Here is a 21,654-nt window from a genome sequence, read left to right as displayed (position 1 = left end):
GCGCGACGAATACGACTGGTGCCGGGCCGAGGCTGCCATCAACGCATACGAGCCGGCGAGCTGCACAGCATCCACATCGGCTCCGGCCTGAAGCTCACGCTGTTCAACGGCGACCGCGCCTGGGACATCACCGGCGGCCGGCCGATCCCGGACGGCCTGCCCGACCAGGTCTACGCGCGGATCCTCCAGCTGGAGCGGCGGTTCGCCGTGCACCTGGCCACCCATCTGCTGGAGCCGAGCACGCTCGCGTACGGCCTGTCCGACTCGCCGGCCGGACTGCTGGCGTGGCTCCTGCACCGCTGGCAGTCCTGGAGCGACAACGGTGGCGACATCGAAACCGTCTTCTCCAAGGACGACCTGCTCACGCACGCGATGATCTACTGGGTCAACAACGCGATCGGCACGTCGATCCGTACGTACGCCAACAACAACCGCTACCCCTGGACGCCCTCCCACGACTGGCCGGTGATCGAGGCGCCGACCGGCATCACGTTCGTGGGCTACGAGAACCCGCCGGGTGTCAGCACGGCCGAGCAGCGGGTCGGCAACTTCCTGGCCGGTGACCGGGCGGCCTGGTACAACCACGTCAACCTCACCGCCCACGACCACGGTGGCCACTTCATCCCGTGGGAGGTCCCCGACGCCTGGGTCGCCGACCTGCGGCGCACGTTCCGCGGACGGAGATAGGCAGGCGGCCTGTAGCGAGCCGCAGGCAGGCGGAAAGCGGCGCATCGACGGCGGTCACGCGTCGTTCGCGGCCGGGTGGGGTGTCCTGTCAGTACCTGGACGCCGAGCCCTCCCTCATCGAGCTGGTCTGCGGTTTGCTGGGGTGGGTACCCGCCGCGCTGCCGATCGGAGACGCTGATGGATCGCACGACGCCGTCCCCGGCATCCACGATGCCGGCTGCCGCGCGTACTCCGCATGCGCGGACGGTGGTCGCGATCGCGTCGTTGGGTTTCTTCCTGATCACGCTCGACATTTCCATCGTCAACGTCGCGTTGGCGCGGATTCGCGGCGACCTTGGCGGCGGTACGAACGGGCAGCAGTGGGTGATCGACGGCTACACGCTGTTGTTCGCCGCGCTGTTGCTGTTCGCCGGCAACCTGGCCGACCGGATCGGCGCCAAGCGGGCGCTCTGGCTGGGCCTGCTGGTGTTCGGGCTGGCATCCGCCGGATGCGCGGCCGCACCCAGCATCGGGGTGCTGATCGCCGCTCGCGGCGTCCAGGGCGCGGCGGCCGCGGTCATGCTGCCGGCGTCGATGGCCCTGATCCGGGAGGCCTTCCCCGACCCGCGTGCCCGGGCCAGCGCACTCGGCGTCTGGGCGGTCGGCGGTGCCGTGGCCGGGCTCATCGGCCAGCCGCTCGGCGGTCTCCTCACCACGGCCGACTGGCGGTGGGTGTTCCTCATCAACCTCCCGGTGTGCGCAAGCATGCTCGCGTTCCTGTTCGCGGTGGAGAGCTCGCCCACCAGGCCGGCCCGGTTCGACTGGGCCGGGCAGATCCTGGCCGTCGTCGCACTCTCGGCACTTGTGTACGGGCTGATCGAGGGCGGGCACCTTGGCTTCACCCACGTCTCGGTGATCCTCGCGCTGATCGTCGCCGTCGTCACGCTGGTCGCGTTCGTCCTCGTCCAGGCGCGTGGGCGGCACCCGATGTTGCCGCTCGAACTGTTCCGCGTACGCGGGTTCCGGCTCGCCCTGCCGGTCGGGTTCGCGTTCATGGTGGGGCACTACGGCAACGTGTTCGTGGTCAGCCTCTACCTGCAGCAGCAGCTCGGCCTGTCTCCGCTCGATGCCGGGCTGGTCTTCCTGCCGTCGGCGTTCTTCGCCATCGCGGGCAACCTCGCCAGCGGCCCCGATCACCAACCGCTTCGGCGCCCGCGTGCCGGTCGTTGCCGGGCTGCTGACGATGGTCGCCGGGCTCGTGGCTCTCCTGCTGACCGCGCCACTGGCGATGCCGGTCGTCGCGGCGCTGTGCATGATCCTGCTGGCCGGCGGGGCGCTGGCCATGCCCTCGGTCACCGGCGTGGTTCTCGAGGGCGTCGCCGCCGAACGTTCCGGCACCGCCAGCGCGGTCTTCAACACCTTCCGCCAGATCGGCGGCGCCGTCGCCATCGCCGTGTTCGGTGCGCTGATCGCCAACCCCGCCACGTTCCTCACCGGCATGCGCGTCAGCCTGGCCACCGCCGCGGTCCTGCTCCTGCTCGCGGCACTCACCAGTACCCGCATCCACCCGGCGGCCCGTTCCTAGCCCGTCAACTGCTCGCCCAGCCAGGCGAACGCCGCCTCCTGCATCGGTACGTCGAACTTGTGCGGGCCCGGATAGAACTGCCCGACGTAAGCCTCCGCGGCGCCGGCCGCGCGGTAGAGGGCGGCGAGCCGCTCGTCGGCAGCGCGCATGCCCTCCATGGTGAACAGGTTGTCGTCCTCGTCGTACTGCACGAGCAGCGGCGTCGGGGCGCGGCAGGCCGCGAGGTCGGGCCAGTCGCCCAGGCGGGCGTACGCGGGCGGGAAGAACATCCAGGTGTGCTTGGCCACGTGGTCGCCGAGCAGGCCGGGATAGGTGCTCATCATGCCGACCACCACCGCCGCCGAGATGTGGTCGGAGGTCGCCAGCAGCAGCGCCGACCGGCAGCCGCCACCCGACAACCCCGCACACCCGGTTCGGGAGGCGTCGACGTCGGCGCGGGAGCGAAGGTACGCCAGCGCCACCCGGTCCTCGTACGACACCACGCCCGCCAGCGTCGTGCCCAGCACGGCGGCGTACTTCTCGACGACGTGCTCGTAGCCGCCGGCCTCCGCGTTGTACGCCGAAGGATCCGACGGTGCCGAGCCGTGTGGCGCGAACCTCCGGCTCCCCCACAGGAACACGTCGTGCGCCAGCACGACGAAGCCCGCTCTGGCCAGCGCGTTGGCGAACGCCCGGTCCCCGTACGCGTTCGAACGCAGCGCGGCCACCGCCGGCTCACAGCCCGCAGGCCCGTCGGCGATCTTCTCCTTGCCGTAGAACTTGAAGCCGTCGTGGCTGTGCAGCGCGACGACACCGGGCAACAGGCCCTCCGCCCCGGCCGGCTTGAGCACGTACGCACGCGTCCGCGGCCCGTACCCCACCGACCACGACACCTCCTCGCCCGCCACACCGCCGGCCTCCCACGTCCGCTCCACCCGCACGTCAGCAGGCCGCTCGTCGTCCAGCCCGAAACCGAGCGCTTCACGAACCAGCGCGGGCGACACCGGCGCGCCCCCGTTCCACAGGCCGCCGCGGGCTTCGGCGGCGACCACCCAGTCACCGAAATCGGAAAGGTAGGGATACTCAGACATCTCTCCACTATTCAGCCGCGGTGCCGAGCCAGGTAAGAGGTGCGATGGTCGAAGGTGACCGGATCGGTGGCCGGTTCCGGCTGCTCCGGCGACAACCCGGCAAGAACGCGTCCGACCGGCCGAACGAGGTCTGGCTGGCCCACGACGAGCTGATGGGCCGCGACGTCGTACTCAAGCGCTTCACGCCGGGCGACCCCGAGTCGCGGGTGCTGGCCGGCATCAACCATCAGCACGTCATCACGCTGTACGACTGCCTCCAGCTCGGTCCGGAGGGCGACTGGCTGGTGATGGAGTACGCACCGCACGGCAGCCTCGCCGAGCAGCCGAAGCACACGCCCCGGCAAGCCGCCCGGATCGGCGCGCAGATCGCCGGCGCACTGACCGACCTGCACGTCGGAGGCGTCGTCCACTGCGACGTCAAGCCGGCCAACATCGTGCTGGCCGAGAACGGCTTCGCCAAGCTCACCGACTTCGGCGCGGCCAACCGCTACGCCGGCAACGAGACCCCGACTCTCACCGGCCCCGGCGTCAGCCACACGCCGGCCTACGCCGCACCCGAGGTCGTGGCCGGCAGCCCGGCACCGGCGTCCGACGTCTACTCGCTCGCGCTCACCGTCTACGCGCTGGTCGTCGGTGAGCCGCCGCACGTACCCGGCCACACCGAAGCCGGCCCAGCCGTGCTCGGCCCGCTGGCCGAACTGCTCGATGCCATGCGCAGGCCCACGCCAGCCGACCGGCCCGGCACCGCGGAGGTTCAACGCCGGTTCGAGGCCATCGCCAACGGCGCCGACCCGGCCGCCGCGGCCAACCCGACCATCGACGGCGCACCGACCACGGCGCGGGCGGCGACAGCAGCCCAGAGATCCCCCGTCGTACCCGCGCAGCTCCCCGCCGACGTCAACGGCTTCGCCGGCCGCGCCGCCGAGCTGGACCGGCTCGACGCCCTGCTCGCGACCTCCGCCGACCGCCCGCCGCCGACCGCCGTCGTGATCTCCGCGGTCTCCGGGACGGCAGGCGTCGGCAAGACCGCGCTCGCCGTCCACTGGGCACACCGGATGGCCGGCCGCTTCCCCGACGGCCAGCTGTATGTGAACCTGCGCGGCTTCGATCCGAGCGGCCAGGTACTCGATCCGGGCAACGCCGTACGCAGCTGCCTGGAAGCGCTCGGCGCCACCCCGGAGCAGATCCCCGACGGCCTGGACGCCCAGACCGCCTTGTACCGCAGCCTGCTGGCCGGCCGGAGGGTGCTGGTCGTCCTCGACAACGCACGTGACAGCGCACAGCTCCGCCCCTTGCTGCCCGGCGCTCCCGGTTGCCTGGTGATCGCCACCAGCCGCAACGACCTCACCAGCCTGGTCAGCCGCGAGGGGGCGCAGCTCCTGCCGCTCGACCTGCTCAGCGCCGGCGACGCCCACAGCCTGCTCGAGCAGCGGCTCGGCCCGGACCGGGTCGCCGCGGAGCCTGGCGCCGCCGACGAGCTCGTCCAGGCCTGCGCCAGCCTGCCGCTGGCGCTCGCGATCGTCGCCGCACGCGCCGCCATCCGCCCGACCTTCCCGCTCTCGGCACTGGTGACCGAGCTGCGCGACAGCCACGACCGCTTCGCCGCGCTGGCCGCCGAAGGCCCCGACAGCGACGTACGTGCGGTGTTCTCGTGGTCGTACGAACAGCTCAGTGCCGAGGCGGCGAGGCTCTTCCGCCTGCTGGGCCTGCACCCTGGCCCCGACTTCACCGCACCGGCGGCGGCCAGCCTCGCCGGCGTACCACGCCTCCGGACGAATCAGCTGCTGGCCGAGCTCACCGCCGCCAACGTGCTGGCAGAGCACGCACCCGGCCGCTATTCCTTCCACGACCTGCTCCGCGCGTATGCCACCGGGCTCGCTCACGAGCACGACACCGGTGCCGAGCGCCGCGCAAGCCAGCAGCGGATGCTCGATCACTACGTCCACACCGCCCACCCCGCCGCGATGCTGCTCAACCCGGGCCAGGACGACATCGAGCTCGCCCCACCGGCCGCCGGCTCAACCATCGAGGCGATCGAGGACCATCGGCAGGCGATGAGCTGGTACACCGCCGAGCATCGCACCCTGCTGGCCGCCATCGACTCCGCCTCAGCGGCCGGATTCGACACGCAGGTCTGGGCACTGGCGTGGTCGGTGTCGAACTACCTCGACCGGATGGCTCGGTGGCAGGACCGGGTTGACGCCTGGCAGGCGGCGCTGGCGGCGGCCGGTCGGGCCGGGGACCAGGCGCTGCAGGCACGCGCCCACCGCAACCTCGCCAACGCCCACACGAAACTCGGCCGGTTCGAGGCGGCACGTACCAGCCTCGAGCAGGCTCTCAGTGTCTTCTCCGAGACTGGAGACATCGGCGGCCAAGCCCACACGTACCGGCTCCTCGCCGTGCTCCACATGCGGCAGGAGCAGTACGACCAAGCGCTGGAGCATGCGCTCCAAGCCCTCGACCACTACGACCGGATCGGCCACGAGGTCGGCCGAGCGGGGGTACTCAACGACATCGGCTGGTACCAGGTCCAGCTCGGGGAGTACCAGCAGGCGGTCGAGTCCTGCGAACGGGCGCTGGCGCTGACCGAAGAGCTCGCGGTCGACAGCACGATGGCGGCTGCCGCCTGGGACACGCTCGGATATGCGCACCATCATCTCGGCAACCATCCGAAAGCGATCCAGTGCTACCAGCAGGCACTGGAGCTGATGGAAGAGCTCGTTCAGCTCGACGACATGGCACAGATCCTCGACCACCTGGGCGACGCCCACGACGCCGCCGGAGACCACGAGGCAGCGCGCGACGCCTGGCAGCGTTCACTCGCGATCCTGGAGGATCTCGGCCAGTCGACCGATACCGTTCGTGCCAAGCTCAGCTCGTCCTGAGCAGCTCCTTCAGCACGTCCCGCGCTGCTTCGAGTGTGAGGTCGATGTCGGCCTCGGTGTGCGCGAACGACACGTGGTTGCGCTTCAGCGACATCGGCAGCATCAGGAACCCACGGTCGGTCATCAGCCGGTGGAACGCCTTGTACCGCTCGTCGTCGTTGCGCATCAGGTCGCGGTAGCCGTGCACCTCGCCGGCCAGGAAGTACGTGCACCACACCGAGCCGTAGCCCGCGACGACGGCGGGGATGCCGAGCTCGTCGATGATCGAGCGCATCCCGGCGCGCATCCGCTGCCCCAGTTCGGCCGTACGAGCGAACACGTTCTGGTCACGCAGCTTGCCGATCGTCGCGATCGCCGCGGCACAGGCCATCGGATGCCCGGTGAACGTACCCGCCAACAGCACGTTGCCACCGGCCGCGTTGAAGTGCCGCAGCAGCTCGCGCCGGCCGGCCAGCCCGGCGACCGGGAAGCCGTTCCCGACGGCCTTGCCGAACGTCGTCAGGTCGGGCAGTACGCCGCTGACCTGCTGCCAGCCACCCAGCGCGTGCCGGAAGCCCGTGATCACCTCGTCGAAGACCAGCAGGCTGCCCGCCGCCTCGGTCACCTTGCGGAGCCCTTCCAGGTAACCCGGATCGGGCACCAGCGCGCCGACGTTGTGCGGGATCGGTTCCACGATGACCGCGGCGATCTGTTCGGGATACCTGCTGTAGAGCTCCTCCAGCGAGGTCAGGTCGTTGAACTCCGCGATCAGCGTGGCCTCGAGGTTCTCCGGCAGGATCCCCGCGCTCATCGGGTCCATGCCGTAGGCGAGCTCCGGCGGCGAGATGACGTTCCTGGCCACCGCGTCGTGCCAGCCGTGGTAGCCGCCCTGCACCTTCACGATCAGCCGCCTGCCGGTGACCGCACGGGCCAGCCGGACGGCATGGAACGTCGCTTCACTTCCGCTCGTGCAAGCCACCATCTGCTCCGCCGACGGGATCACCTCGCAGGCGAGCTCGGCGAACTCCACCTCGGGCAACGTGATGCCGACACCCATGAGATCCACCGGCCGCATAGCCGCCGCGACCGCCCGGTCGACGTCGGGATCGTTGTGCCCGAGCACGATCGCGCCGAACGCCGCGTGGTAGTCGATGTAGCGGTTGCCGTCGAAGTCCCACACATACGCGCCGTCGGACCGGGCGAAGCCGTAGGGCGGGCCGAGGAAGCGGCTGAAGGAGTTCAGGCCACCGGGGATCACGTGCTCCGCGCGCTGGGCGAGCTGCGACCCGCGGGGGAATGCTGCCTCGAGCATCAGGGGATCAACTCCTGTCGACGGATGGCTGACGCCTCGATACTGCAACATGTGGAACGACGTTTCAAGTAATCGTCCCGACAATGCGCCAGTACCTGCGTCCGGCATCGGCGAACGCTTGACTTCCGGCGCGAACCGCTGCCTATGATCCGGTATATGAAATCAGATTCCGCGCCACGGCCGACCGGCGCGGACCAGGCCAGGGACCAGGCCAAGGACCAGGTCGGAGTCGTCGTGGTCGGCACCGGCGGCATCGCGGCAGAGCATCTCGCCGCCCTGTCGGTCTCGAGGCGGGCCCGCCTCGCCGGTGTCGTCGACGCCGATGCCGGACGGGCCCGGGCCGCGTCGATCGCCAACGGCGGAACGCCCTGGACGACCTCGCTCGACGAGGCGCTGGCCTGGCCGGAGACCGACGGGTGCATCGTCTGCACACCCAACGACACGCACGCCCCGCTCGGGATTCGCATCGCCGCCGCCGGCAAGCACCTCTTGCTCGAGAAGCCGCTCGCCACCACCGTGGATGACGCGATCGCCGTCCGCGACGCCTTCCGGGCGGCCGGGAGCGTGGTCGCCGCGGCCCACACCCATCGCGCGTACGACTACTCCCGGGCCGTGAAGCAGGTCGTCGACAGCGGCGAGATCGGTACGCCTCGCCTGATCCGGCTGGCGTTCCTCGGCAGCTGGCTGTGGGGCGACTGGCGGGCCTGGGTGCTCGATCCGGAGCGCTCCGGCGGGCACGCGCTCCACAACGGCGTCCACCTGCTCGACACCGTGACGTGGTGGATGGGCGAGCGCCCGGAATCGGTCTACGCACGAGGACGCAAGCTGACCGGAGCGGAGCTGCGTATCTTCGACTACCTCGAACTGACCGTGGAGTACCCCGGTGGCCGCGTCGCTGTCTGCGAGATGAGCCGAGCACACCAGCCCGCCGGTTTCGGACAGCGCGACGTCCTCCTGGTCGGCTCGGCCGGAACGATCCGCCAGGCCTACGACGGCGAGGCCGGCCAGGTGTTCGGCAGCACCACCGGCGCGGGTCCGAGCGCGATCGCGCCGGTGTCCGGTGCGGGCGGCGGTTTCGTGCTGCAACTGGAAGCCTGGCTGGACGGGATCGACGGCGGCGCCGCGCTGGCGTCCGCCGACGACGGCGTGCTGTCGGTCGCGCTGGGCGTCGCCGCCGAGCAGTCGATGCTGACCGGACAGCCGGTGCGACTTGCCGAGGTGCTGCCATGAGAGTCGTTCTCGCCGGGTTCGGCGGCCTCGGCCGCCAGGACCACCAGACCGCGATGTACGCGCCCGCGCTGCGAGCCCACCCGGGCTTCGAGATCGCCGGTGTCGTGGCGCTCACCGACGCCGAGCACGACCGTGCCGCAGCCGTCGCCCAGGACCTCGATGTGCCGCGATTTCCCGGCCTGGACAGTGCGTTGGCCGACGCTGACGCCGCTGTCGTGTGTGGCGAGCCCGGCCTTCGAGAGGACGTCGTCGGCGAGGTGATCAGCGCCGGCAGGCACGTGCTGGCCGACAAGCCGCTCGCGCTCTCCGCCGGCCGGGTCGCCGGCCTCGCCGAGGTGGCCGCGAAGCAGCCCCAGGTGGTGGTCGCCGTCGCGCACCATCTGCGGTTCCATCCGATGCTGCGTGCCGCCGCGACGGCCATCGCCGGCGGCAAGGTCGGCCTGCCCTGGAACGTCCAGGCCGACTTCCTGGTCGCCGGTGGCGACCCGATCCCAGCGGGCGAACTGCACAACTTCGGCTGCTATCCGGTCGACATCGTGCTCGCGCTCACCGGGCTCGACGTCCTTCGTGTACACGCGATCGCGCCCGGCTCTCAGGATCTCGCCGTGCTCATGCTCGACCACGAGTACGGCCTCACGAGCACGATCGCGTTCGGCCGGACAGTGGCTCGCGCGACGGTCGATCCCGGCGGCCTCGCCGTGCACCGGTATCGCGTCAGTGGTTCGCACGGTGTCGCCGACATCGACGCCACCAAGCCCGCGCTGCTGGTGGAGACCGGCGAGCAGCAGCGCCGGCGTTACCTCGGCGACAGCACGGTCACTCTCATGCTGGACGACTGGCTGGCGGCCGTACACGCCGGCCGGCCCGCCGCTGCCGGGCTGCCGCAGGCGCTGGCAGTCGCCCGAGTACTCGACGCCGCCCAGCTCTCGTTGCGGCACAAGCATCCCGTGGAGGTCAGCCGATGAAGCTCGTGACATACGAACGTGCCGGCAGCGGTGAGGTACGGCACGGCCGGCTCGACGGCGACACGATCGCCGACCTCGGATCCGGCGACCTGCAAGCGATCGTGACCGCCGGTGCTGCGACAGCGGAGACCGGCGAGACCGTCCCCGCTGCAGACGTACGGCTGCGGGCACCCCTGCTGCGGCCGGGCAAGCTGCTGGCCGCGGCCGCCAACTACCAGGACCACGTGACCGAGTCCGGCGGCCAGCCGCTGGACAGGTCGCGGCTGTCTCCACGGCTGTTCCTCAAGCCGCCGACCGGCATCGCGGGCCCTGGCGACCAGGTGGCCCTGCCCGACCTCACCAAGGAGATGGACTGGGAGGCCGAGCTCGGCGTCGTGATCGGGCAGCGCTGCCGCGACGTGCCGGCCGAGGACGCACTCGGCGTGGTGTTCGGCTACCTCGCGGCCAACGACGTCTCGGCCCGTTCGCTCGACCTCTCGTTCGAGCGCGACACCGACGACCGGGCGGTCTGGTTCTTCGACTGGCTGGCCGGCAAGTGGTTCGACGGCTTCGCTCCGATGGGCCCGTGGCTGGTGACCGCCGACGAGGTGCCTGACCCGCAGGCGCTGGACATCCGCTTCGAGCTCAACGGCGAGACCCGCCAGCACGCATCCAGCAAGGACATGATCTTCACCACCGCCGAGCTGATCGCGTGGGCCTCCCGCCTGATGACGCTCGAGCCCGGCGACATCATCCTCACCGGGACACCCGCAGGCGTCGGCGCTGCGACCGGCACGTTCCTCAAGCCCGGCGACGAGATGCGGGTCACCATCGAGAAGCTGGGCACGCTGGTGAACCACGTTGCCTGACCTGATCCTCGCGGGAGGGCTCGTCGCCGACGGCTCCGGCCGGCCACCCAGGCGGGCCGATGTCGTCGTTCGCGGCGGCCGGATCGCCGAGATGGTCGACGGCGGGCTGCCGGCTGAACCCGCCGGCCTGCTCGTGGTGCCGGTCGACGGCTCGCTGGTGTGCCCGGGCTTCGTCGACATCCATACGCACTCCGACCTGACGCTGCTGTCGGCTCCGGACGCGCCCAGCAAGGTCCGGCAAGGCGTGACGACCGAGATCGTCGGCAACTGCGGGCTGTCCGTCGCGCCGTCGCCGGCCGCGGATCGCAAGGAGCTCCGGCACGCGGTCTCGTACCTCGATGTCGACCCGGAGGTGCGCTGGGACTGGGACGCACTCGACGGTTACCTCGAGGCGCTCGCAGCGGTCCGGCCCGTACAGCACGTCCGTACGCTGGCCGGCCACCTGCCGCTGCGTGCGGCCGTCCTCGGGTTCGGCGACCGAACCGTCACCGCGGCCGACCTGCAGGCGCTGGACCGGCTGCTCAGTGAGCAGTTCGACGCGGGTGTGCTGGGGTTGTCGACCGGCCTGGCGTACCCGCCGCTGACGTTCGCGGGCCACGACGAGCTGCTCGCGCTCGGTGCCGTCGTCGCGAGGTACGACGGGATCTTCGCCTGGCACGTTCGCGACTACGCCGACGAGCTGCAGGAGTCAGTGGCTGCCGCGATCGACGTTGCCCGCCGGACCGGCTGCCGGACCCAGCTGTCGCACCTGGTCGCGGTCGGCCGGCGGAACTGGGGCAAGGTCGAGCGCGCGCTCGAGCTGGTGGACCAGGCGATCGCCGCCGGCCTGGACGTGGGCGTCGACGTCTATCCGTACCTCGCCGGCAATGCCCCGCTGAGCCAGCTGCTGCCGGCCTGGACGACGCCCGGCGAGTCCTGGGACGCGGCGACCCGTGAACGGCTGCGCCGGTGGTTCGACGCCCATCCGCTGGGATGGGACGACATCTCGATCAGCCGCGGCCCGGCCGAGCTGCAGGGCAGGCGGCTGGACGAGACCGGCGACGACCCGGCGGGCCTCGTGCTCGACCTGCTGCGCGAGCACGGGCACGCGGTGACGATGACCGCGTACGGGCGCAGCGCGGAGGACCTCGCGGCCGTGCTCAGGCATCCGGCCAGCGTCATCGCGTCGGACGGGCAGGCGCTCGATCCCGCCGGGCCGACCGGGCGCGGAGTGCCACACCCACGTTCGTACGGCTGCTTCCCGCGCTTCCTGGCCGAGCACACCGGCTCCGATGGTGTCCCGCTCGGTGAGGCGGTCCGGAAAGTCACCGCCGCGCCGGCCGACCGCATCGGCCTGCGCGATCGCGGGCGGATCCGGCCCGGTCTGGTTGCCGACCTGGTCGTCCTCGATATGGAAAACTTGGCCGACACCGCGACCTACTCCGATCCCGCCCGGTTCCCGCGGGGGATCGACCTGGTTATGGTCGGTGGACACGCGGTGTTCGGACGGACGGAGCAAGCATGACCAGCGGCAGCGGGAACTACCACACCCACGCGTTGACCCGTGGGCTCCGTGTGCTGGAACTCTTCAGCGGCAGGACTCCCCCGCTCACCCTGACCGACATCCACGACGCCAGCGGGCTGCCCAAGAGCACGCTCGTCCGCCTGCTCAGCGCGCTCGCCGAGGCTGAGTTCGTGATGAAGGTCGACGACCGGCCGGCGTATCGCCTTGGACACAAGGTGATGGAGCTCGCCGACTCCTACGTCTCGAGCCTCGACATCACCCAGGTCGCCGGCGACTACCTCGACAGCCTGTCCCGCCAGACCCGGCAGACCAGCAACATCGGCCTGCTCGACGGCGACCAGATCCTGCATGTCTGCGTTCGCCTTCCCGATCGTCCCCTGCGCTTCGAGCAGTCGATCGGCGCGCGCAGCCACAACCACTGCACGGGGCTCGGCAAGGTGCTGCTCGCGGACCTCTCGCCCGAGCAGGTGAGTGCGCACGTGATGGCCGAGCCCTACCAGAAGCTCACCGAACGCACGATCAGCCGGCGAGCCGAGCTCGACAGCGAGCTGCGCCGGATCCGCCGTAAGGGCTTCGCGCTCGACGACAACGAGCACAACGTCGGGCTGCGGTGCCTGGCGATCTCGCTCCGGCACGACGGCGAGACGCTGGCCGCGTTGTCGGTGAGCGGTCCGAGTGGCGAGTTCGGTCCGGAAGACCAGCGCCGCTATCTCGACGCGCTGCAGGACGCCGCCGAACAACTCGTCGCGGACCCCGAGGTCGTGGCCGCGTTGCGTCGCATCTACAGCACCCTGCGCCGTTCCCAGGTCGCCGAGCCGGCCTGATCGGCGCGCTTTTCCGCCAGGGAGGCCGCCTTGTTCGATGTCCACACCCACTGCCTGCAGCACGAGCACTGGGGTCCGGAGTGGGACGACAACTGGCGTCCGGTCTACCAGTACGACTGGGTCGACGTCCGTCCGGAGGTCTACGACGAGAAGATGGCCGAGGCCGGTGTCACGACCGCGTTCGTGTTCGGCCTGAAGGCCACCAAGGCGGGTGTCGGCATGCCGAACCAGTTCGTCGCCGAGTTCTGTGCCGCGACCTCGACCAACACCGTCGGCTTCATGTCGCTCGACCTGTCCGACCCGGACGTCCTGAAACAGCTCGAGGACGGTGTGGCGCGCGGGCTGCGCGGGATCAAGCTCTATCCCGTGCTGGCGGGCTTCGACCCGCGCGATCCGGCGCACGATCCGGTCTATCGCGCGGCCGTCGAGCACGGGCTCGTCGTCCTGTGGCACATGGGCGCGACCCCGAGCCCGATCGGCGACCTGGCGCTCAGCGATCCCCTGCTGGTCGACAACGTGGCGACCCGGCATCCGGAGCTGGTGCAGATCATCGCGCACCTCGGGCACCCGTGGCAGCGCGAGACCATGGTGGTGCTGCGCAAGAACCCGCGGGTGTTCGCCGATGTCTCGGCCGCCTGGGCGCGTCCGTTCGACGGCTATCACGCCTTGGTACGCGCGCAGGAATGGAGCGCTGTGCCGAAGCTCCTGTTCGGCTCCGACTATCCGATGTGGACGCCCGCGGAGGCGGTGGCGGGGCTCCGCGAGATCGCCGCCTTCGAGGCCGGCAACCTGCCGCGGGTCAAGCAGGAGACGATCGACTTCCTGATCGACAACGATCCGTCGGAGGCGCTCGGCCTGCGTCCGGCCGGCTAGCCGGCCAGGGCGGCGACACCGGCCAGCCACCGCCGTGGGATCTCGGCCCAGGTCCGGAGCTCGACCGGATCGGCGTGCGGTACCAAGCGCAGCCACGAGACCAGCCGGTGCACGCCTTCCAGCACCCCGGTGGCAGCGAGATCGGTACGCAGCACCCGCGGATCGGCGTCGAGATGGTCACGCCACACCGACAGGTAAGCGTCGTACAGCTCGTCGCGGTCCACGCGAGCCAACGGCGCACCGGTCCACTCAACGACCGATTCGACGAACCCGTGCAGCGAGACGAACGGATGGCCCCAGATCGCGTTGCCGAAGTCGAAGAACCGTGGTCGTAGCGTGCCGGTCGCGCGGTCGGCGAAGACGTTGGCGGCGTAGACGTCGTTGAGCTCCAGGTCGATCGGAACGGTGTCGCTGATCGATGCTGTACGCCGATCCAGCACGTCGGCGGCCAGCTCGGCTCGCTTCAGCAGGTCCGGCTCGAGTCGCAGGGTGTGCTCCGGCGGCAGCGCCGCCCACTCCCGGGCGATGCCGCGCATGCGGTCGCCTGCGGTGTCCGGTGGGAGCAGGACCATCCCGGTGTGCTCGGCAACGTCGAGGTTACCGAGGAGCGCGCACTGCAAACGGGCCAGTGCGCGAACCACCGTCAACCGGGTCGGCTGATCGGCGACGTCTGGATGCGTGAGTGTCGTGCCCTGATCGTCGGTGAGCAGCCACCCACGTTCGCGATCCACCGCGGTCGGCACGACCACGTCGTCGGGCGCGAGCCGCGCCATCGCGGCGACGAGACCCGCCTCGAACCGATGGGCGGGGTTGTTCTCCTTGAGCCACACCAGGCCTTCCGCGGTCGGATAGCAGCGCACCACGGACCAGAAGCGAGCGCGGTAGGTGACGGGCTCGCCGCTGATCCGGCGGCCGAGCTCGGCGAGCCGGGCACGCACCCAGGCATCCACGGTCCGCGTCCACGCCGGCGACGTCCAGCGGCGAACCCATTGGCCTTCGGCATCCGGACCCAGTGGCCTCGCCGCCGGCACCTGCTGCCGCACTAGGCGATGGTCCAGCTGAACGTCTGGCCCTTCCAGAGGCTCGCCTGCAGCTTGGTGCCCTTCGCCACACCCTCCGCCGGCACGCTGTACATCAGCACGCCCGAGCCTGGCTCGGAGGCGCCGGGTGTAGGGACCTGGTCCTCGGAGCCGGCGAGGTTTTCGAAGTGGTCCTGCCGGTAGAAGTAGTTCTGGTCCAGCGGATACTTCGTGCCGTCCGGCGCGACCAGCTCGAAGTGCTGGTCGGAGATGATGAACGGCCCTTCGGTCACCTCGGTCCGCAGGGTGACGATCAGGTACTTGCCGTTGTTCTCGGGCCAGAAGTCCTTCTTGATGGCCGGGTCACCTCGCCGGACCTCGGCCGAGGACACCGTGATCGTGGCGCGCGACCACGGCTCAGGGTCGTCCTTCGCGAGCTCCTCGCTGTTGAGCTCGGCGACCTGGATCGCCTGGCCGACCTTCGCACTCTGCGGCACCGGCGGTGGCGGCGTCAGCGGCGGCTGCGTGGTGTACGTCGCTGTGACCGAGGGGGTCGGCGAGGCCTCGGGCTGGTCCGAGCAGGCCGCGAGGGCCAGTACGACCACGGCGGCCGCCACGCAGGCGGTCAGGGCACGCTTCATGCCCGGGAGGATATCGGCGGTCAGCTCCCGCTGATCGTCAGGTCGTCGATGACGAAGAGCATGCCGTACCCCGTCGGGTCGCCCGTCGAGAACGTCACGCCGGCCAGCGCGTCGGCCGCCGCCGCCGGCTTGGACGCGGTGAACTCCTGACCGCCGATGCTCACCGTGGCGGACGTGAGCGTCGCGTCGACGGTGATCGGGACCCAGGTGTGCACCGGGATCGCGGTGCTGAGCGTGCCGAGCGCGATCCACGCCGAGCCGTCGTACATCTCCAGCGTCTGCGCCGGCTTCGAGTTCACCAGCCGGAACTGCCATGGCTTGGCCGGACCCGAGTCCGCGCGGCCGTCGATGCCGAACACGAACGGCCCGCGGAAGTCGGTCGTCCCCCACTGGAACGACGTCACTTGGTGTCCGGCCTCGGGTGCCGGCTTGGTCGCGGTCGCGTTGTCGTCGGTCCACTTGTCCCACAGCCGGAGCGCTGTGCTGCTGCGGTATCCGCCCATCTCCACATCGCCCGGCCCGCCGTCGACATCGGTCGTCCAGGCGTGCTTGGCGTCGACGAAACCACGCGGCACGTCGAAGATCGGGTCGTTCTCGAACGTCTGGACGTCGCTCGCGTACAGCTCCAACTCGGTCACGGCAGTCGCCCGGCCCGCCGGCGCGACGACCTTGACGTACTGCGCGCGCTGGGCCGGAAAGTCCTTGTAGCGCAGGGCATAGTCGCGCGTGCCAGATGTCTCCACGACCGGCTCCGACCACGTCTTCCCGTCCAGCGACAGCGAGATCGCGCCCGAGGCCGGCTCGCCCGACCCGAGCATCAGGCCGATCCGGTCCAACGTGTACGGCCGGTCCAGCTTCAGCACCATCGACGGCGCCGTGCCATCGCCGGCCTGCAGGACCGCCGCCGCGTTCGGCCGCGAGCTCCCGTCGAACGCGCCCGCGGGCCGCGTCTCCGGGAACCGTCGCACCGGCTTCGCGAACGTTCCCTCGACGCTCGCCACGCCCTCACGCAGTTGCGTCGCGACGTCGAGCTTCCCGACGCCCGGCGTCACCGCGCTGACGTACTTCGCGTAGACCCCGAACTGCTCGTTGTACGCCCCGCAGCCCCAGACCGCGCACGTGTCGCCGAAGAAGATCGACCGGCTCGCACCCACGTTGACGATCGAGTTGTTGCCGCTCGTGCCGTCGTACCGTCCGTTCAACGTGTCCGACGGGTAGTTGGCGAAGACGGTCTGGACGTCGTCCCACGTCCGCCCGTCCCCGGCGTACGACACGAGCACGCGCCCGTCCGGCCGCCCGGTACCCAGCAGGAGAACGCCGTTCGGCTGCAGCACGAGGTCCGGGAAGATGCCGGCGACCTGCTTGCCGTCCGGGCCGATCAGGGGTGTCGCGGCGGTCCATGTCTTCGCGTCGTCGAAGGAACGGGAGACCTGCAGCCGCGCGGGATTCTCCGCCGTCCGGATCGCGGCCAGCAGCTCACCCGACGTCGTACGCGCCCAGCCGACCTCGTTGGTCGACAGGCCGGCCGGGATCTGCGAGCGCAGCGTCCACGTCTCCCCCTGGTCCGTCGACTGCAGGATCATGCTGGAGCCGCGCTCGCCCTTGAAGGTTCCGTACGCCGGCACCAGCCAGGTGCCGTCAGGCAGCACCATCGGCCGCCGGTGGATGCGCAGCCCGCGGTCGGTGCCGCCGAACTCCTTGCCGGGCGGCGGCGTGAACAGGCCCTGCACCGGTGCCCGCCAGGTTTTGCCCTGGTCGGCCGACCTGGAGGTCAGGATGTGGATGGCCGTGTGCGCGTCGTTCGCCCACTCCGGGATGAACTCGATCGAGATCATCGAGCCGTCGGGCAGTCGCGCCATGTTCAACGCCGACACGGAAAAGTTCCGTTCGGTCGTCAGGAACGACAGGCCGGAGTCGAGCGAGAACGACATGTTCGACACCGTGTCGGCGGTCGCGACGTCCTGGTTCGCGTTGGTGGACACGAACACCCTCTGCTGTGTACGCCCGTCCACCACGGTGTCGATCGCGGCCGCCGCCGCGATGGCGGCGACCGGGCCGGGACCCCAGTTCAGCACGTTCCACTCCGGCCCGGTCACCCACGCCGGTGCGTCGGGCGAGCCGCCGTCGCCGCCGGGAAACGTCGCCCTGGTCAGCGCGACCGGCGCGACGCTGCCGGCCGGCAGCCCCAGCAACGCGACCGCGAGCCCGAAGCCGGTCACCAATCCACGCAGCCGCATAGCTTCCCTCCTAGAGATTCCGCGGGTAGGTCGCGCGCAGGTCGATCTGTGAGTACGCCACGTGCCGCGTCAGCGGGTCGGCCTGCCTGGCCGCATCGGTGAGCGGCAGCAACGCATGCGTCTCGTTGCGATACCGGCAGAACGCCTCGGCGTAGTTGACGCCTGCCGTCCGGCCGAACTCGCCGTTGTTCGACTCGATCAGCTTGCGGGCGAACAGCCCCGCGTAGCCCTGGCTCTCGAAGCAGTCCATCGCGGCGACCTTCCGTCCGACCACCGGCGTGATGTCGACGAACACGTCGTTACGCGCGCCGGAGGCCGACAACACGTCGTAGACGAACGTCGGCAGCGAGGTGAAGAAGACCTGCTTGACGTTCACCTCCGCCCGCCCGTCGAGGTTGCGCAGGTACGTGCTCGCCCGGTCGATGCCCGCGAGCGCCGTCATGGTGGCGATCGTGTGCGCGCTCGACGGCGCCGCCGCGTTCAGCGGGTAGTCGCAGATCACCAGGTCGGGCTGCTCCTCCGCGACCTGCCGGGCGACGCGCTCGACGACGCTCTCGTGCACGCGCGTCATCGTGTCGTCGAGGTCGAACGTGACCAGCTTGCCGATGCCGATGATCTCGGCGGCCCTGCGCAGCTCGGCCTTCTTGTTCTCGACGATGTCGTCGAGTCCCGCGCCGGCGATCTCCGCCGAGGGTTCGTCCCTGCGCCATTCCTCGGCGTACTTGTTCGGGTGGATCCGGCCGCCGTGCGTGAGGATGAGCGCGGTGATCTCGTCGCCGTTGTCCGCGTGGCGAGCCAGCGTTCCGCCGCAGTTGGTGATCGTGTCGGCGGGATGGGCGTAGATCGTCAGGATCTTCATGGGATGTCGACGTCCGCGACGTTGTAGCGAACGGAGAAGATCCCGCGGCGGGAGGTGTCGTAGACCACGGTCACCATGCGGGTCGTGCCGATCGCGACGGTGCCCGAGTAGCCGGCGTCCCAGCCGGAGGCCGGCGTGTAGAGCGTGTGGCTCGGCGTGTCGTTCCACAACACGTCGGTGTGACGCATCCGGATGACGACGGGCCTGGAGGTGACCGAGCCCGCGGGCCCGGCGTTCGGCTGGCTCCAGAGCGTCGGCACCAGGTTGGTGCCGGCGATGCGGAAGACCTCCGGCGCGTGCATCCGCACTCCGAGCGACGACGGCGCGGTCCAGGTCGTCATGTAGGTGTTGTCGTAGGAGTCGGACTGATAGCCCGGGCCGTGCACGGTGCCACCGTTGCTGTCCTTGGTGGCCGAGCGGATGATCATGCGGACGTGGCCGGGCTCGATCTCCGTGATCGCGGGTTCCTGGTAGTAGATCGAGCTGCTCGACCCGACCGTCTTCTGGTGTCCGGTGAGCGTGCCGTCCCAGGTGACGCCGCCGTCGGTGCTCGCGATGACCGCCGACTGGTGCGGCCCGCCGGCCTTGGGCGTGCCGTAGACCGGCATCAGCAGCTGGCCGTTGGCGAGCTGGACGATCTTCGCGGTCGTGTACGGCGCCTGCAGCGTGCTGGACTTCACCGTCACCGGCGAGGTGAACGCGGTCTGCCCCTTGTCGCGGTAGCGCACCTGCGACGCGTTCGACGCACCCGTGCTGACGGTCTGGGTGAAGTACGACAGGAACAGCCGGCCGCTGCGGGTCACCGCCAGCGACGGGTCCCGAAAGTCCAGCGTCTGCGACGACATCACGGTCGACGGCGTGCCCCACGTGGCCCCGCCGTCCGTGCTCTTCACGAACCTCAGCTGGCTCGGCACGCCCTGGTGTGCGCTCGCCCACCGGTAGACCATCAGCAGGTCGTCGACGCCGTCACCGTCCGGATCGACCACGACGTCGGGAAAGTAGCCCTGGCAGTTCGTGCCGAAGACCGAGGAGTCGCACGGCGCGCCGGGCACGGCGGTCGTCTGCACGATCGCCTCCGGCTCGACGACGGTTGGTCCGGTTGCTACGGGCGCGACCCCGAGTGCGGCGGCCAGTGCCGCGTACGCAAACGAAAGCAGGCTCATGCTGTGGCTGCTCCAATCCGCAGGATGTCGGACGGCTCGGCGAAGTGACAGGCGCTGACGTGCCCGGAGCCCTCTGACGTGGGTGCCAGCGTGGGTTCTACTTCGGCGCAGATGTCCTGCGCCTTCCAGCATCGAGTACGGAAACGACAGCCGCTCGGCGGACTGCTCGGGCTCGGCACGTCGCCGGTCAGCACGATCCGCTCGCGCTGCTCGGCCGCCTCCGGGTCGGGCAGGGGGATAGCCGACAGCAGCGCTTGCGTGTACGGGTGTGCGGGCCCGTGGAAGATGTCGTCCTTCGCGCCCTCCTCGACGATCCGGCCGAGGTACATCACCGCCACCCGGTCGCAGATGTGCCGCACCACCGACAGGTCGTGCGAGATGAACAGGTACGCGAGCCCGAGTTCGTCCTGCAGCGCGTCGAGCTGGTTCACGACCTGCGCGCGGATCGACACGTCCAGCGCCGAGACCGGCTCGTCGAGCACCAGCACGCTCGGGCCGAGCGCGAGTGCCCGCGCGATACCGATCCGCTGCCGCTGGCCGCCGGAGAACTCATGGGGGTAACGCCTGGCATGCTCGGCCGTCAGCCCCACCATCTCCAGCAGCTCGGCGACGCGCTCCGCTCCCCCTTCGGCGTAACGCCGGTTGACTCGCAGCGGCTCGGCGACGATGTCGTGCACGGTCATCCGCGGGCTCAGCGAGGAGTACGGGTCCTGGAAGACGATCTGCACGTCCTGGTGGATCGCCGGCAGGCCCGCGATGTCGTCGCCACGCAACCGGATCTGCCCGCTCGTCGGCTCGGTCAGCCGCACCAGCATGCGGCCGGTCGTGCTCTTGCCGCAGCCGGACTCCCCCACCAGGCCGAGTGTCTCGCCTTCGTGCAGGCTGAAGCTCACGCCGTCGACCGCCTGGACCGCGCCGACCGCCCGGCGGAGCAGGCCCTTGCGGATCGGGAAGTGCTTGACCAGCTCCTGTACGCGTACGACCTCGGTCATGGCAGCTCCGCGTGGAAGTGGCAGGCGGTGGTGTGGTCGTCCCCGACCCGGACGAGCTCCGGCCGTACGGTCTGGCAGAGCTCGCGTCCCCGGCCGAGCGCGCAGCGTGGTTCGAACGGGCAACCGGGCTGGGCCGTCAGCAGGCTCGGCGGGTTGCCGCCGATCGGCCGCAACGTCTTCTCGTCCCGATCCAGGCGCGGCAGGCTGGCCAGCAGCCCTGTGGTGTAAGGGTGCCTGGGCCGCGCGAAGATCCGACGGACCGGCCCTTCCTCCATGATGCGGCCCGCGTACATCACGATCACCCGGGCCGCCAGCTCTGCCACCACACCGAGGTCGTGCGTGATAAGCAGCGTCGCGGCGCCGGTCTCCTGCTGGGCCTTGCGCAGCATGCCGAGTACCTGCGCCTGGATGGTCACGTCGAGCGCGGTGGTGGGCTCGTCGGCGATCAGCAGCGCCGGGTCGTTGGCGATCGCGATCGCGATCATCACCCGCTGCCGCATGCCGCCGGACAGCTCGTGCGGATACATCCGTACGGTCGTCTCCGGATGGGGTACGCCGACCAGCCGGAGCAGCTCGACCGAACGTTCGGTGGCCCGCCGCGAGCCGAGCTTCCGGTCGTGCAGCAGCAACGTCTCGTTGATCTGGTGGCCGATGCGGATCACGGGGTTGAGCGCGGTCATCGGATCCTGGAACACCACGCCGATGTCACCGCCGCGGACCTTGCGCAGCTCGCGGCCTTTCAGCCGCAGCAGGTCGCGGTCGCGGAACGTCGCCGTGCCCGAGCGCAGCCTGCCCGGCGGGCTCGGAACCAAGCCCAGCAACGACATCGCGGTCACGCTCTTGCCGGAGCCGGACTCGCCGACCAGCCCGAGCGTCTCACCCTCGTACACAGTGAAGCCGACGCCGTCGACCGCGCGGGCGATGCCGTCCTCGGTCCGGAACTCGACCGCCAGGTCCTCGACCTGGAGCAGGGATGTGCGGTTGCTGTCGTTCATCGGCTCC

Annotated in this window: 18 protein-coding genes and 1 pseudogene; 10 read left to right on the top strand and 9 right to left on the bottom strand. The window is 70.4% G+C overall.

Annotated features, from left to right (window positions below):
• Nucleotides 1-18 precede the first annotated feature (18 nt).
• From ACYVF6_RS39150 to ACYVF6_RS39140, 3 genes and pseudogenes are all read left to right on the top strand, one after another.
• On the top strand, nt 19-687 hold the full coding sequence (locus tag ACYVF6_RS39150; RefSeq protein ID WP_460529462.1) for a hypothetical protein: 669 nt from the start codon (nt 19-21) through the stop codon (nt 685-687).
• 177 nt (nt 688-864) lie between these two features.
• Nucleotides 865-1,794, top strand: a pseudogene (locus ACYVF6_RS39145) (MFS transporter); the annotation flags it as partial.
• A gap of 88 nt (nt 1,795-1,882) precedes the next feature.
• Nucleotides 1,883-2,251 carry an MFS transporter gene (locus ACYVF6_RS39140; protein WP_460529459.1) on the top strand — a complete coding sequence of 123 codons (369 nt, stop codon included), beginning with the start codon at nt 1,883-1,885 and terminating at the stop codon, nt 2,249-2,251.
• Here ACYVF6_RS39140 and ACYVF6_RS39135 read toward each other — a convergent pair.
• On the bottom strand, nt 2,248-3,321 hold the full coding sequence (locus ACYVF6_RS39135; protein ID WP_460529457.1) for a dienelactone hydrolase family protein: 1,074 nt from the start codon (nt 3,319-3,321) through the stop codon (nt 2,248-2,250). The two genes, ACYVF6_RS39140 and ACYVF6_RS39135, sit on opposite strands and share 4 nt — an antisense overlap.
• A 44-nt stretch (nt 3,322-3,365) precedes the next feature.
• Between ACYVF6_RS39135 and ACYVF6_RS39130 the strand changes: the two genes are divergently transcribed.
• Nucleotides 3,366-6,206 carry a protein kinase domain-containing protein gene (locus ACYVF6_RS39130; protein ID WP_460529454.1) on the top strand — a complete coding sequence of 947 codons (2,841 nt, stop codon included), beginning with the start codon at nt 3,366-3,368 and terminating at the stop codon, nt 6,204-6,206.
• Here ACYVF6_RS39130 and ACYVF6_RS39125 read toward each other — a convergent pair.
• Entirely contained in the window at nt 6,193-7,497 is a 1,305-nt protein-coding gene (locus ACYVF6_RS39125; protein WP_460529451.1) for an aspartate aminotransferase family protein, read from the bottom strand. The two genes, ACYVF6_RS39130 and ACYVF6_RS39125, sit on opposite strands and share 14 nt — an antisense overlap.
• Before the next feature lie 156 nt (nt 7,498-7,653).
• Between ACYVF6_RS39125 and ACYVF6_RS39120 the strand changes: the two genes are divergently transcribed.
• Genes ACYVF6_RS39120 through ACYVF6_RS39095 form a run of 6 tightly spaced genes read left to right on the top strand, consistent with a single transcriptional unit; the run spans nt 7,654 to nt 13,741 of the window.
• On the top strand, nt 7,654-8,727 hold the full coding sequence (locus ACYVF6_RS39120; protein ID WP_460529448.1) for a Gfo/Idh/MocA family protein: 1,074 nt from the start codon (nt 7,654-7,656) through the stop codon (nt 8,725-8,727).
• A complete protein-coding gene (locus tag ACYVF6_RS39115; RefSeq protein ID WP_460529445.1) occupies nt 8,724-9,692 on the top strand; it encodes a Gfo/Idh/MocA family protein in 969 nt (322 codons plus the stop codon). The genes ACYVF6_RS39120 and ACYVF6_RS39115 overlap by 4 nt, the downstream gene beginning before the upstream one ends.
• Nucleotides 9,689-10,540 carry a fumarylacetoacetate hydrolase family protein gene (locus ACYVF6_RS39110; RefSeq protein ID WP_460529442.1) on the top strand — a complete coding sequence of 284 codons (852 nt, stop codon included), beginning with the start codon at nt 9,689-9,691 and terminating at the stop codon, nt 10,538-10,540. The genes ACYVF6_RS39115 and ACYVF6_RS39110 overlap by 4 nt, the downstream gene beginning before the upstream one ends.
• Nucleotides 10,533-12,044 (top strand): N-acyl-D-amino-acid deacylase family protein, encoded by a 1,512-nt coding sequence (locus tag ACYVF6_RS39105; RefSeq protein ID WP_460529439.1) that lies wholly within the window; start codon nt 10,533-10,535, stop codon nt 12,042-12,044. Before ACYVF6_RS39110 ends, ACYVF6_RS39105 begins: the two co-directional genes overlap by 8 nt.
• Nucleotides 12,041-12,868 carry an IclR family transcriptional regulator gene (locus ACYVF6_RS39100; RefSeq protein WP_460529436.1) on the top strand — a complete coding sequence of 276 codons (828 nt, stop codon included), beginning with the start codon at nt 12,041-12,043 and terminating at the stop codon, nt 12,866-12,868. Before ACYVF6_RS39105 ends, ACYVF6_RS39100 begins: the two co-directional genes overlap by 4 nt.
• A 30-nt stretch (nt 12,869-12,898) precedes the next feature.
• Nucleotides 12,899-13,741: an amidohydrolase family protein gene (locus ACYVF6_RS39095; protein WP_460529433.1), complete on the top strand. Its 843-nt coding sequence runs from the start codon at nt 12,899-12,901 to the stop codon at nt 13,739-13,741.
• Here the strand turns inward: ACYVF6_RS39095 and ACYVF6_RS39090 are convergent.
• The 7 genes from ACYVF6_RS39090 to ACYVF6_RS39060 are packed head-to-tail and all read right to left on the bottom strand — an operon-like array spanning nt 13,738 to nt 21,647.
• Nucleotides 13,738-14,784, bottom strand: a complete 1,047-nt coding sequence (locus tag ACYVF6_RS39090; protein WP_460529430.1) for a hypothetical protein — start codon at nt 14,782-14,784, stop codon at nt 13,738-13,740. The two genes, ACYVF6_RS39095 and ACYVF6_RS39090, sit on opposite strands and share 4 nt — an antisense overlap.
• Complete coding sequence (locus ACYVF6_RS39085) at nt 14,784-15,401, bottom strand: hypothetical protein (protein ID WP_460529427.1); 618 nt, start codon at nt 15,399-15,401, stop codon at nt 14,784-14,786. Before ACYVF6_RS39085 ends, ACYVF6_RS39090 begins: the two co-directional genes overlap by 1 nt.
• Before the next feature lie 20 nt (nt 15,402-15,421).
• Nucleotides 15,422-17,638, bottom strand: a complete 2,217-nt coding sequence (locus ACYVF6_RS39080) for a sialidase family protein (RefSeq protein WP_460529424.1) — start codon at nt 17,636-17,638, stop codon at nt 15,422-15,424.
• Between the two features lie 10 nt (nt 17,639-17,648).
• Nucleotides 17,649-18,497: a PIG-L deacetylase family protein gene (locus tag ACYVF6_RS39075; RefSeq protein WP_460529421.1), complete on the bottom strand. Its 849-nt coding sequence runs from the start codon at nt 18,495-18,497 to the stop codon at nt 17,649-17,651.
• Entirely contained in the window at nt 18,494-19,660 is a 1,167-nt protein-coding gene (locus ACYVF6_RS39070; protein ID WP_460529418.1) for a sialidase family protein, read from the bottom strand. The genes ACYVF6_RS39075 and ACYVF6_RS39070 overlap by 4 nt, the downstream gene beginning before the upstream one ends.
• On the bottom strand, nt 19,657-20,652 hold the full coding sequence (locus ACYVF6_RS39065; RefSeq protein WP_460529415.1) for an ABC transporter ATP-binding protein: 996 nt from the start codon (nt 20,650-20,652) through the stop codon (nt 19,657-19,659). Before ACYVF6_RS39065 ends, ACYVF6_RS39070 begins: the two co-directional genes overlap by 4 nt.
• Nucleotides 20,649-21,647, bottom strand: a complete 999-nt coding sequence (locus ACYVF6_RS39060) for an ABC transporter ATP-binding protein (protein ID WP_460529412.1) — start codon at nt 21,645-21,647, stop codon at nt 20,649-20,651. Before ACYVF6_RS39060 ends, ACYVF6_RS39065 begins: the two co-directional genes overlap by 4 nt.
• Nucleotides 21,648-21,654: the final 7 nt, after the last annotated feature.

The organism is Flindersiella endophytica (genome assembly GCF_054779015.1).
Note: the sequence above shows the minus strand (reverse complement) of the source record. Positions and strands in the feature narration are given on the sequence as shown.